Source organism: Sphingomonas sp. G5 (genome assembly GCF_052660795.1).
In genome coordinates, this window is record NZ_CP109660.1 from 1,177,376 (window position 1) to 1,189,880 (window position 12,505).

Consider the following 12,505-nt stretch of genomic DNA (forward strand, 5'->3'; position numbering starts at 1 on the left):
CCCGACTCGTAAGGTGGATACATGACCCTCTCGGTCGCCGTCTCCGGCGCTTCCGGCTATGCGGGTGGCGAGATCCTCCGCCTCCTGGCCTCTCATCCCGACGTCCAGATTCGTACCGTCACCGCGCACTCCAGCGCGGGACAGCCCCTCGTCGCCCATCAGCCGCACCTGCGGTCCCTCGCGCACCTCGTGCTGCAGCCGACCACACCCGAGGTGCTCGCCGGGCACGACGTGGTGTTCCTGGCTCTGCCGCACGGTCAGTCCGCCCAGTACACCGACGCCCTTGGCGGCACCCCCCTCGTGATCGACGCGGGTGCCGACCACCGGCTCACGTCAGCGGAGGACTGGGCGGCGTTCTACGGCGGACCGCACCCCGACCCGTGGGCGTACGGCGTTCCCGAGCTCCCCGTCGCGGGCGGCAAACAGCGTGAGAACCTCCGCGGGGCCACGCGCATCGCTGCCCCCGGCTGCAATGCGTCGACGGTCGCTCTCTCCCTCGCACCCGGCGTGGCCGCCGGGGTCATCGTGGCTTCCGATATCGTGTCCGTGCTCGCCGTCGGCCCGAGCGGTGCCGGGAAGTCGGCGAAGACGAACCTCCTCGCGAGCGAGATCCTCGGTTCCGCGAACCCCTATGCCGTGGGTGGCACGCACCGCCACATCCCCGAGATCCGGCAGGCGCTGATCGCCGCCGGTGCGCCGAGCGACGGCATCCGGTTGTCCTTCACCCCCGTGCTCGTACCGATGTCGCGGGGCATCCTCGCCACCTCGTCCGCTCCGATCCGGGAGGGGGCGACGGATGCCGAGATCCGCAGCGCCTGGGAGACGGCTTACGCCGACGAGCCGTTCGTGGAGCTCCTCCCAGAGGGGGTGTTCCCGCGTACGGCTGACGTGCTCGGCGCGAACGTCGCGTCGATGGGAATCGCCATCGATCGCGCGGCGAACCGGGTGACGATCGTCGCCGCGGTCGACAATCTCGTCAAGGGCACCGCCGGCGCTGCCGTCCAGTCCATGAATCTGGCGTCGGGTCTCGCCGAGACCACCGCCCTTCCTTTGAACGGAGTCGCCCCGTGAGCGTGACCGCCCCCGCAGGATTCGAAGCCGCCGGTGTGGCCGTCGGCCTGAAGTCGACGGGCGCGCGCGACGTCGCCCTCGTGGTGAACCGCGGTCCGCTCAAGGTGGGAGCGGCGGTGTTCACCTCGAACCGGGCCAAGGCCAACCCGATCCTCTGGTCGGAGCAGGTCGTCACGGACGGCACGATCGAGGCCGTGGTGCTCAACTCGGGCGGAGCCAACTGCTTCACCGGCTCGTTCGGCTTCCAGACCACGCACCAGACCGCCGAGCGCGCCGCCGCGCTCCTCGGCGTCGGAGCGGGCGACGTGGTGGTGTGCTCCACCGGCCTCATCGGCACGGGCGACGAGGTGTTCCGGGCCAAGGTCCTGCAGGGCGTGGACGAGGGCGTGGCTGCCCTCTCGCCCGAGGGGGGAGAAGACGCGTCGCTGGCGATCATGACCACCGACTCGAAGCCGAAGCGCGCCGTCCACACCGGCGAGGGCTGGTCGATCGGCGGCATGGCCAAGGGCGCCGGGATGCTCGCTCCGGGCCTGGCCACGATGCTGGTCGTACTGACGACCGACGCGGTCCTCGACGCCGCGGGGGCCGACGCGGCGCTCCGCTCCGCGACGCGCGTCAGCTTCGACCGGCTCGATTCCGACGGCTGCATGTCGACCAACGACCAGGTCACGCTCCTCGTGAGCGGCGCCAGCGGCATCCGCGTGGATGCCGAGGAGTTCGCCGCAGCCCTCGCCGCGGTGTGCGACGATCTCGCCGCTCAACTGCAGGGCGATGCCGAGGGATCCAGTCACGACATCACGATCCGCGTCGTGAACGCCGCGAACGAGGACGACGCCGTCGAGGTCGGTCGTTCGGTCGCGCGCAACAACCTCTTCAAGGCCGCGATCTTCGGCAACGACCCCAACTGGGGCCGCGTTCTCGCCGCGATCGGCACCACCGACGCCGCCTTCGACCCCTACGACGTGGACGTCTGGATGAATGGCGTCCGTGTGTGCACGGCCGGCGGTCCCGATCGCCCCCGCGACGACGTCGACCTCACGCCGCGTGCCACCGACCTCGTCATCGACCTGCGGGTCGGAGACGCCGCGGCCACGATCCGCACCAATGACCTGACGCACGATTACGTCCACGAGAACAGCGCCTACTCCTCATGACCCATGTCGATCTGCAAGACACCGATCCCGCCGAAGCCAGTGAACGGGCGGTCACGCTCGTCGAGTCGCTGCCCTGGGTGCGCAAGTACCGCGACCAGGTGGTGGTGGTGAAGTACGGCGGCAACGCCATGGTGAGCGACGAGCTGCAGGATGCTTTCGCCGCGGACATCGCCTACCTGCGCTACGTGGGCGTCAAGCCCGTCGTCGTGCACGGTGGGGGACCCCAGATCTCGTCGATGCTCGACCGTCTCGACATTCCCAGCGAATTCCGCGGCGGCTACCGGGTCACCTCGACCGAGGCGATCAGCGTGGTCCGAATGGTGCTGACCGGCCAGATCAACCCGCAGCTCGTGGCTAAGGTGAACGCCCACGGGCCGCTGGCCACCGGCCTGAGCGGCGAGGACGCGGGCCTCTTCGGGGGCCGCCGTCGCGGCGTCGTCGTCGACGGTGTCGAGCACGATCTCGGTCGTGTCGGCGACGTCGTCACGGTCGACCCGCAGCCGGTGCTCGACCACCTGGCCGCGGGCCGTGTGCCCATCGTGTCGAGCATCGCGCCCGACCTCGACAACCCGGGCACCTCGTTGAACGTGAACGCGGATGCCGCGGCGGCGGCGCTGGCGACGGCCCTCAACGCCAAGAAGCTCGTCGTCCTGACCGACGTCCCCGGGCTCTACGCCGACTGGCCCAACCGCGACTCGCTCGTGTCGCACCTGACCTCGACGGAGCTGCGCGCGATGCTGCCGACGCTCGAGTCGGGGATGATCCCGAAGATGCAGGCGTGCCTCGACGCCGTCGACGGGGGAGTGCCCACCGCGGCCATCATCGACGGACGGGTGCCGCACTCGGTGCTCGTCGAATTGTTCACCAGCAAGGGAATCGGAACGGAGGTGGTCGCATGACCACCGCAACCTGGCAGGACGACGCCGGACGCGATCTGGTCCGCAGCTTCGGCGACCGCATGGCGCTTTTCGTGCGCGGAGAGGGGGCCTACGTCTGGGACAGCGAGGGGGCGAAGTACCTCGACTTCCTCGCCGGCATCGCCGTGAACGCCCTGGGCCACGCGCACCCGGTCTTCGTGAAGGCCCTCACCGAGCAGGCGGCGACGCTCGCCCACGTCTCGAACTACTTCGCCACGCCCCCGCAGCTGGCGTTGGCCGCCCGTCTGAAGCGTCTCGCCGGTACGGGGGAGTCGGGTCGGGTGTACTTCGGCAACTCCGGTGCCGAGGCGAACGAGGCGGCGCTCAAGCTCGCTCGTCTGCACGGTCGCGGCACCGACCGCACGCGCATCCTGACCTTGAAGGGCGGCTTCCACGGCCGCACGATGGGTGCTCTCGCCCTGACGGGGAAGCCCGCGCTGCAGGCCGACTTCCTCCCCATGGTGCCGGGTGTGGAGCACATCGACGCCACCGTCGCGGCCCTCGAGGCCGCAATGGACGAGCGTGTCGCCGCTCTCCTCGTCGAGCCCATCCAGGGCGAGGCCGGGGTCGTCGAGCTGCCCGAGGGCTACCTTCAGGCGGCCCGTGAGATCACGCAGCGCCACGGTGCGCTGCTGATCGTCGACGAGATCCAGACCGGCGCCGGCCGCACCGGCGCCTGGTTCGGTTTCCAGCACGCGGGCATCGTGCCCGACGCGATCACGGTCGCCAAGGGCATCGGCGGCGGATTCCCGATCGGCGCGCTTGTCACCTTCGGCGCGGCGAGCGACCTCTTCTTCCCCGGCACGCACGGCTCGACCTTCGGCGGCAACGCCCTGGGCACCGCCGTGGGCGGCGCCGTGCTCCAAGAGATCGAGTCCGCGGGCCTGGTCGAGAACGCCGCCCACCGCGAGACCCAGCTGCGCGAGGGGATCGCCGCTCTCGGCTCCCCGCTCGTCGCGGGTGTGCGCGGTCGCGGTCTGCTGCTCGGCATCGGCCTCACGAGTCCCGTCGCCAAGGCCGTGGTCGCCGCCGCCCAGCAGCACGGTCTGATCGTCAACGCCGCGAACGACACCACGATCCGCATCGCACCGCCCCTGACGATCCAGGATGCCGAGGTCTCGGCGTTCCTCGACCTCTTCGGTGCCGCGCTGGCCACCGTCTCCGATGCCCTGATCCTCGAAGGAGCCCCCGCGTGACCCGCCACCTGCTGCGTGACGACGACCTGACCCCGGCCGAGCAGGCCGAGATCCTCGACCTCGCGATCGAGCTGAAGAAGGACCGCTGGGCGCAGAAGCCGCTCGAAGGTCCTCAGACCGTCGCCGTGATCTTCGACAAATCCTCGACCCGCACGCGCGTGTCGTTCGCGGTCGGGATCGCCGACCTCGGCGGCTCGCCCCTGATCATCTCGACCGCCAACAGCCAGCTCGGCGGCAAGGAGACCCCCTCCGACACCGCCCGCGTGCTCGAGCGGCAGGTCGCCGCGATCGTGTGGCGCACCTACGCGCAGGCGGGACTCGAAGAGATGGCGAGGGGAACGCGCGTTCCGGTGGTCAACGCGCTGAGCGACGACTTCCACCCGTGCCAGCTGCTGGCCGACCTGCTCACGATCCGCGAGCACAAGGGCGAGCTGAAGGGCCTGACCCTCTCGTTCTTCGGCGACGGCCAGAGCAACATGGCCCACTCGTATGTGCTCGCGGGGGTCACCGCCGGCATGCACGTGCGCGTCGCCGCCCCGGCGGACTACGCGCCGCGGGCCGACGTGATCGTGGATGCCGAGCGCATCGCCGCCGGGACCGGCGGGTCGATCACCCTGATCGACGACCCCGAGGTCGCGGCATCCGGAGCCGATGTCGTCGTCACCGACACCTGGGTGTCGATGGGCAAAGAGGAGGAGAAGATCGCGCGCATCCGCGACCTGGGCGGCTTCAAGGTCACGAGCGAGCTCATGACGCGTGCCGCCGACGACGCGATCTTCATCCACTGTCTGCCCGCCGACCGCGGCTACGAGGTCGACGCCGAGGTCATCGACGGCCCGCAGAGCGTCGTCTGGGACGAGGCCGAGAACCGTCTGCACGCCCAGAAGGCGCTCCTGGTGTGGCTTCTGCGCCAGCAGTGACCTCTTCGCCGCTCGGCCGCGCCTGGTCCCGTTTCGACGGACCGGGCCGGCTGGTCGGCGTGGACCTCGCGCGCGGGCTGGCCGTGCTGGGCATGCTCGCCGCGCACCTGCTCGACACCGAGCGCACCCTCACTGCGGATCCGAGCACGTGGGTCACCCTCGTGAACGGTCGTTCGTCGATCCTGTTCGCGGTGCTCGCGGGCGTGTCCGTCGCCCTCGTCACCGGTGGGCCCCGACCGCTCGCTCCGCAACGGCGCCCGCGTGCGGCGGCCCGGCTGGCGCTGCGGGGAGCCCTGCTCTGGGTGATCGGCCTGCTGCTGGTCATGACGGGGGTACCCGTCTACGTCATCCTCCCCGCCTACGCCCTGCTGTTCGTGCTGGCGCTGCCCTTTCTCGGCATGCGGGCGCGCACCCTGTTCCTCGTGGCCGCAGTCCTCGCGGTCGTCATGCCGTGGATCCAGCCGTTCCTCGACGCGGCGCCCGTGTGGGCGGGCCCGGCGGGTGCCGAACTCGAAGCCGCGGTGGGGTGGGCGTACCCGTTCACCGTATGGATCGCGTTCCTGCTGGCGGGGATGGGCGTCGGCCGACTCGACCTGCGCAACATCGCCGACCAGGGCCTGCTCGCCATGGCGGGTCTGTCGCTCGCGCTCGCCGGTTACGGCTTCGCGATCGCCACGGCACCGGTCGCCGAGGACACCCCTTTCCTCACGGCGGTGCTGACCGCCGAGGACCACTCCTCGGGTCTGTGGGAGGTCATCGGCTCGGGCGGCTTCGCCGTGATGACGATCGGGGTGTGCCTGCTGCTGTGCCGCACGCCGCTGCGCTGGGTTGCTGTGCCGTTGCGCGCGGTCGGCTCGATGCCGCTCACCGCGTACGTTCTGCAGCTGGTGGTCTGGGCCATCGTGGCGCAGGTCCTGCTGGGGGATACGTCCGACCTCGTCGGTATCCGTGAGGCGGGGCTGTTCGTCCCGCTGACGCTCGGGCTCATCGCGGGCTGCACGGTGTGGGCGCTCACGATCGGGCGAGGACCCCTCGAGATGTTCGTCGATAACGTCGTACGCCTGATCGTGGGGCGGGATGCCACGCCGGGAGCCCGGTCGTCGGGGCCCGCGCCCGTCACGGGCTCCGACGGTGTCGGCGGCCCTCGGTAGGCTGGGGGCATGAGCAGCGAGACCGGTCAGTCGACGAACGAGGGCGCCCTGTGGGGAGCCCGTTTCTCGGGCGGACCGTCTCCCGAACTGGCGGCGTTGAGCCGCTCGACCCACTTCGACTGGGACCTCGCCCTGTACGACATCCAGGGCTCGCACGCCCACGCCGCCGCCCTCGAAGCCGCGGGGTACCTCTCCGCCGACGAGGCGCAGTCCATGCACGACGGCCTCGACGAGCTCGCGGCGCGTGTGCAGGACGGCTCGCTCGTCGCCGCCCCCGGTGACGAAGACGTGCACGGCGCCCTGGAGCGCGTGCTGATCGAGACGGTGGGCCCGGCCCTCGGCGGAAAGCTTCGCGCCGGGCGCAGCCGCAACGACCAGATCGCCACACTCGTGCGGCTGTATCTGCTCGACCACTCGCGCACCCTCACGCGCGAGGTTCTCCGGCTGATCGACGCTCTCGTCGCGCAGGCCCAGGCGCACGAGAGCGCGATCATGCCCGGCCGCACCCACCTGCAGCACGCGCAGCCGGTGCTCCTGGCCCACCATCTGCAGGCCTACGGCTGGGCATTCGTGCGCGGCCTCGAGCGCCTGCGCGACTGGTCCGCCCGCGCCTCGGTCTCGCCCTACGGCGGCGGCGCGCTCGCCGGGGCGACCCTCGGCCTCGACCCGCAACTGGTCGCCGACCGCCTCGGTCTCGCCCGCCCGGCCGAGAACTCCCTCGACGGCACCGCCTCGCGCGACGTGGTCGCCGAGTTCGCCTTCATCACCGCGATGATCGGCGTCGATCTCTCGCGTCTGGCCGAAGACGTGATCCTCTGGAACACCCGCGAGTTCGGCTTCGTCACGCTCGACGACTCGTACTCGACCGGCTCGAGCATCATGCCGCAGAAGAAGAACCCCGACATCGCCGAGCTCGCGCGGGGAAAGGCCGGTCGCTTGATCGGCAACCTGGCGGGTCTGATGGCGACGCTCAAGGGGCTGCCCCTGGCGTACAACCGCGACCTGCAGGAAGACAAAGAGCCGGTCTTCGACTCGGTGCGCACGCTCGAGCTCGTGCTGCCCGCGTTCTCGGGCATGATCGCGACCCTCCGCTTCCACACCGATCGCATGGCCGAGCTCGCTCCGCAGGGGTTCTCGCTCGCGACCGACGTCGCCGAGTGGCTGGTGCGCCAGGGCGTGGCCTTCCGCGACGCCCACGAGATCTCCGGCGCCCTCGTGCGCGCGTGCGAGGAGCGCGAGATCGGGCTCGAAGACGCCGACGACGCCCTGCTCGCCTCCGTTTCGGCAGAGCTCACCCCGCGGGTACGCGAGGTGCTGACGATCGAGGGGTCGGTGTCGAGCCGTACGGGTGTCGGAGGCACTGCTCCGGAGCGCGTCCGCGAGCAGCGGGAAGAGCTGGTCGCTCGAGCGCAGGCGGCATCGCGATCCCTCATCGGCTGAATATCAGTTATTCGCTTATCAAAAAGAGATCATAAGCGTTAGGCTTATCGCATGACCGTCGCCGTGATCGCCGACATCGTCGCCTCCCGGCGGCTGGACGATCGCGCCGGGGCGCAACGGTCCCTCGTCGACGCCGTGCGCGCCGTCGAGCGCGATCTGCCCGTCGCCGCGGCGCCCCTCGCGTCCGTGGTGGGCGACGAACTGCAGGGCGAGTACGACGATCTCTCCGCTGCCCTCGCCTCTTTGCTGCTGCTGCGCCTCGCCCTGCCCGACGAGGTCGACTGCCGTTTCGGAGTGGGCGTCGGAGAGGTGCGGCCGATCGAGCTCGCCGATCGAACCGTTCCCGAGGGCCCGGCCTGGTGGGCCGCTCGCGAAGCCATCGGCCACATCGAACGACTGCAGCAGCGCGCCGCGCCGCTCGCGCGCACCTGGATCGTTCTGGCCGAGGGGCACGATCCAACCATGACCGAGACCGTCGCTCTCGCCCGCGCCTACGTCCTGAGTCGCGACCAGCTCGTGTCGGCGATGAGCGAGAGGTCGCGTCGACTGACCTACGGGCGCTGCGTCGGCCGTTCCCAGCGAGAGCTCGCCGACGCCGAGGGGATCAGTCAGTCTGCGGTCTCGCAGGCTCTCGCCGCCGCTGGCGCTGCCGTCCTCGTCGAGGGCTTCGAAGCCCTCACCGCGACGGTGCGCTCATGATCGCGGCCGGTCTCCTTCTGCTCGCGGTCGGGGCGGTCGATCTCATTCGCCAGATGATACGGAGGCGGCGCTGGCTGGCCATGGCGGTGGCATCGGTCGTGCTCGTCCTGATCTCGGCGGGGTTGGATGCCGTGATCGCGGGGCTCCTCGCCGTCGCCGTCGCCGCCATCTGGACGTGGGTCGTGCCCGAAGACGGTCCTGCTCGCGCGGGCCTGTGGCCGGTCGCCCTGCTCGCACTGGCCGCGGCGGCGTGCGTGGTCATCGCGCCGGGGCGCGCGAGGCCGGGGTTGCTCGGCGAGACGTGGGCCGCGTACCGGCCGGGGGCGACGGTGTCGATCGACGTCGCCGTCCTGGTCATCGGCTGCCTGGTGTTTCTGCTGGAGTCCGGCAACGCGGTGGTGCGCATCGCCCTGCGCTCCGAGATGGGCGGGCGCGTGGCCGACCCCGAGGGCGACGCGAGACCGACCCTCAAGGGCGGTCGTCTGATCGGGCCGCTCGAGCGCATTCTGGTCTTCGTGCTGACGCTGGCGGGCGCATACACGCTGCTCGCCGCTGTGCTCGCGGCGAAAGGGATCGTGCGTTTCCCCGAGATCTCGCGGGACCGCGACGACGGCGACCGCGCAGAGTACTTCCTCATCGGCAGTCTCGTGAGCTGGGTCACCTCGCTGGCGGTCGCGTTCCTCGTGTGGTGGGGCGTGCACGCGCGCTGACGCGTTTCGTGACCGACGCAGGGAGGGACCGGTACGGTCGAGGGACACTCCAGGGGGAGATGACGTCATGAACGCTGCACCGGGTTGGTACGAGGCGGAGACGCCGGGGCGCGTCCGCTGGTGGGATGGAACGCAATGGACGGCGCACGAAGCGCCGGCCGGGCCGTTCGCGACACCGCAGCCTGCGGCGCTCCCGCCGGCAGGTCCGCAGCCGGGTTGGTATCCCACCAAGCCAGGGGAACTGCGCTGGTGGGACGGCCGCATCTGGACGGGCTCGCGCGTGCGCGAGGGCAGAGCGGGAATCGACTGGGCCACCCTCGAGCAGCCCGTCTTCGGGTGGGTCGCGGGCGGGATGTTCCTGTTCGCGGCCCTGTGCTTCGTGCTGTCGGGCGTTCTCGCGCGAAACCCGACCGTTCTGCCCCTGTTCCTGCTCGCGCTGTCGGCACTGTGGTTCGCGATGGCCGCGCAGAGCACGCGTGTCCGGCGTCTCCCGATGCCGGCCGGAGCCCCGGCCGCACCCGACCACCTGCGCCCGTTGCCCGGTGAGGTCGACGGACCCGGCGCCGGGTGGTACCCGATCACCCACGCCGCCCATCGGTGGTGGACGGGTGAGCGGTGGGCGGCGTACCTCTCCTCGCGTTTCGGCGTGCGCCCCACCTTCCACGGCGAGCAGTCGCTTCGGACACTCCGTGTCGTGATGATCGTGTTCGCCGCGCTGACAGGCCTGGCGATCCTCACTGGCATCGCGCTCGTCGTGATCGCCGTCGGCCCCGTGCAGCTCGCGATCGGATGGTTGATGATCGTGTGCGCGTCCGTGTTCGGCGCCGTCATCGGCGTCATCTGGGGGGTCTCGCGGTCGCAGACCCGCCTCCTCCTGCTCCCGACGGAACCGCCCGGCCGGGCGGCCCACGGCGCCGGCCAGCCGGCGCAGCGACCGTGGTGAGCGTTCGAGGGGATGGCATCCAGAGTCGGACACCCCCGCTGATACCCTGAACCGGTGTCTGCCTCCACCGATGCGGCGCCCGTGAGCGCCCTCGCCCCCGCCAACGACCCGGCCTTCGACAACGTCTGGGACGAGCTCGTCTGGCGCGGTCTGGTGCACGTCTCGACCGACGAGGGCGAGCTGCGCGAACTGCTCGGCGCAGGCCCCATCACCTTCTACTGCGGCTTCGACCCGACCGCGCCCAGCCTGCACCTGGGAAACCTCGTCCAGCTGCTCACGATGCGTCGCCTGCAGCTGGCCGGCCACCACCCGCTCGGACTGGTCGGCGGGTCGACCGGTCTGGTGGGCGACCCGCGTCCCACGGCCGAGCGCACGCTCAACGCACGCGAGACGGTCGAGGAGTGGGTGGGCCTGCTGCGCGGCCAGGTCGAGCGCTTCCTCAGCTTCGAGGGCGAGAACGCCGCGCGCATCGTCAACAACCTCGATTGGACCGCGCCGCTCAGCGCCATCGACTTCCTGCGCGACATCGGCAAGTACTTCCGCGTCGGCACGATGCTGAAGAAAGACGCGGTCAGCGCGCGCCTCAACTCCGAGGCGGGCATCAGCTACACCGAGTTCAGCTACCAGATCCTGCAGGGACTCGACTACCTCGAGCTGCACCGTCAGTACGGCTGCGTGCTGCAGACCGGCGGCAGCGACCAGTGGGGCAACCTCACGAGCGGCACCGATCTCGTGCGCCGCGCCGAGGGGGTCTCGGTGCACGCCATCGGCACGCCGCTGATCACCAACAGCGACGGCACGAAGTTCGGCAAGAGCGAGGGCAACGCCATCTGGCTGGATGCCGACATGTGCAGCCCCTGGGTCATGTACCAGTTCTGGCTGAACACCGACGATCGCGACGTGATCGAGCGTCTCAAGGTGTTCACGTTCCTCACGCGCACCCAGATCGAGGAGTACGAGGGACTCGTCGCGTCCGAGCCGTTCCGCCGCGCCGCGCAGAAGCGTCTCGCGCGCGAGGTGCTGACGACCGTGCACGGCGTCGAGGCGACCGAGGCCGTCATCGCGGCCACGGAGGCGCTGTTCGGTCAGGGTGATGTGACCGTCCTCGATGCCGCGGTGCTGCGCAGTGCGCTCGAAGAGCTGCCGCACGCGACCGTCGCCGCCGGCACCACCGTCGTCGAGGCGCTCACCGCCACGGGTCTGTGCGCCAGCCTCAGCGAGGCGCGTCGCGCGATCTCGCAGGGCGGCGTCTCGCTCGACGGCGAGAAGGTCACGAGCGACGAAGCGGTCGTCGCGGGAACGCTGCCCGGCGGCGTCTCGGTGCTGCGCCGCGGAAAGAAGACGCTCGCGGGGCTTTTCCTGAGCTGACATGCCGTTCACGCCGAGCCACGCCGTCGTCGCACTGCCCTTCGTGCGCACGCGGCTGGTGCCGGCGGCGATCGCGGTCGGGGCCATGACCCCCGACCTGCCGCTGTTCGTGCGGGGGATGTGGCCCGGCTACGGTCTGACGCACGACTTCGCGTGGCTGCCGGTGACCGTCGCGGTCGCCTTCGTGCTGCTGTTGATCTGGCGGTGCGTGCTGCGTCCGGCGACCCGCGAGCTGCTGCCGCGACCGGTGGCGCAGAGGTTGCCCGTCGAGTGGGATACCGGTGCCCGCGCGGCCTTGCGCGAGAGCGTCGGCGGGGGACTCCCCGGCATCCTGTGGCTCGTCGTCTCGCTCGCGCTGGGCGTCGCGTCGCACATCGCGTGGGACCTGTTCACCCACGAGGGTCGAGTGGGGGAGCAGCTGCTGCCCGCCCTTGCGGGGCAGTGGGGGCCGTTCACGGGGGCCAAGTGGCTGCAACACGCCTCGAGCGCTCTCGGTGTGGTCGTGCTGGGGATCTTCGCCCTCGTGTGGTTGTCGCGGCGGCGGCCCGAGCCCTTGCGGCGCGTGATCCCGGATGCCGCCCGCTGGGCGTGGTGGGTCTCGCTCCCTGTCGCACTGATCGGCGCCTCGCTCGCGGCCATCGCGGTGCAGGGGCCGTTCGACGCGGACTACACCCCCACGCACCTGATCTACGGCGTCCTGACGAAGGTCGCCGCGGCCTGGGCGGCGCTGACGCTCGCCCTGGCGCTGTTCGTACAGTCGCGGCAGGCGCGGGCGGCGACTCGCGAGACGGCGTCTCGCTGACGAGTCGGTTGCAGGCTGTCACGGTGTTGTCAGCGAGATGCCGTCTCGGCGGTCGGGGGCGGTCCCGGCGCGGTCGGATGCTCGTGCAGGTGTGGCGACCACCCGCGGGTCACACGGGCCGGGCGACGGGCGGC

Annotated in this window: 12 protein-coding genes; all 12 read left to right on the forward strand. The window is 70.9% G+C overall.

Going from position 1 to position 12,505, the window contains the following annotated elements:
* Positions 1–21: 21 nt before the first annotated feature.
* The 12 genes from argC to NE358_RS05710 all read left to right on the forward strand — a co-directional run bounded on the left by argC (position 22) and on the right by NE358_RS05710 (position 12,371).
* Entirely contained in the window at positions 22–1,071 is a 1,050-nt protein-coding gene (gene argC, locus NE358_RS05655) for an N-acetyl-gamma-glutamyl-phosphate reductase (RefSeq protein ID WP_103210482.1), read from the forward strand.
* Positions 1,068–2,225, forward strand: coding sequence for a bifunctional glutamate N-acetyltransferase/amino-acid acetyltransferase ArgJ (argJ, locus tag NE358_RS05660; protein WP_103210485.1), 1,158 nt, complete (start codon positions 1,068–1,070; stop codon positions 2,223–2,225). The genes argC and argJ overlap by 4 nt, the downstream gene beginning before the upstream one ends.
* Complete coding sequence (gene argB, locus NE358_RS05665; protein WP_103210488.1) at positions 2,222–3,124, forward strand: acetylglutamate kinase; 903 nt, start codon at positions 2,222–2,224, stop codon at positions 3,122–3,124. The genes argJ and argB overlap by 4 nt, the downstream gene beginning before the upstream one ends.
* The gene (locus NE358_RS05670; RefSeq protein WP_103210490.1) at positions 3,121–4,338 is read left to right on the forward strand and encodes an acetylornithine transaminase; all 1,218 of its coding nucleotides are present in this window, start codon (positions 3,121–3,123) and stop codon (positions 4,336–4,338) included. Before argB ends, NE358_RS05670 begins: the two co-directional genes overlap by 4 nt.
* A complete protein-coding gene (argF, locus tag NE358_RS05675; RefSeq protein WP_116238372.1) occupies positions 4,335–5,258 on the forward strand; it encodes an ornithine carbamoyltransferase in 924 nt (307 codons plus the stop codon). Before NE358_RS05670 ends, argF begins: the two co-directional genes overlap by 4 nt.
* Positions 5,255–6,409 (forward strand): heparan-alpha-glucosaminide N-acetyltransferase domain-containing protein, encoded by a 1,155-nt coding sequence (locus tag NE358_RS05680; protein WP_289942266.1) that lies wholly within the window; start codon positions 5,255–5,257, stop codon positions 6,407–6,409. The genes argF and NE358_RS05680 overlap by 4 nt, the downstream gene beginning before the upstream one ends.
* 9 nt (positions 6,410–6,418) lie before the next feature.
* Positions 6,419–7,849: an argininosuccinate lyase gene (argH, locus tag NE358_RS05685; RefSeq protein ID WP_289942267.1), complete on the forward strand. Its 1,431-nt coding sequence runs from the start codon at positions 6,419–6,421 to the stop codon at positions 7,847–7,849.
* A gap of 51 nt (positions 7,850–7,900) precedes the next feature.
* Complete coding sequence (locus tag NE358_RS05690) at positions 7,901–8,548, forward strand: SatD family protein (RefSeq protein ID WP_116238370.1); 648 nt, start codon at positions 7,901–7,903, stop codon at positions 8,546–8,548.
* Positions 8,545–9,258, forward strand: coding sequence for a hypothetical protein (locus tag NE358_RS05695; protein ID WP_289942271.1), 714 nt, complete (start codon positions 8,545–8,547; stop codon positions 9,256–9,258). Before NE358_RS05690 ends, NE358_RS05695 begins: the two co-directional genes overlap by 4 nt.
* Positions 9,259–9,325: 67 nt before the next feature.
* Entirely contained in the window at positions 9,326–10,201 is an 876-nt protein-coding gene (locus tag NE358_RS05700; RefSeq protein ID WP_103210505.1) for a DUF2510 domain-containing protein, read from the forward strand.
* A 54-nt stretch (positions 10,202–10,255) separates the two neighbouring features.
* Positions 10,256–11,569 (forward strand): tyrosine--tRNA ligase, encoded by a 1,314-nt coding sequence (gene tyrS, locus NE358_RS05705; RefSeq protein WP_103210507.1) that lies wholly within the window; start codon positions 10,256–10,258, stop codon positions 11,567–11,569.
* 1 nt (position 11,570) lies between these two features.
* Positions 11,571–12,371, forward strand: coding sequence for a DUF4184 family protein (locus tag NE358_RS05710; RefSeq protein ID WP_289942274.1), 801 nt, complete (start codon positions 11,571–11,573; stop codon positions 12,369–12,371).
* Positions 12,372–12,505 lie beyond the last annotated feature (134 nt).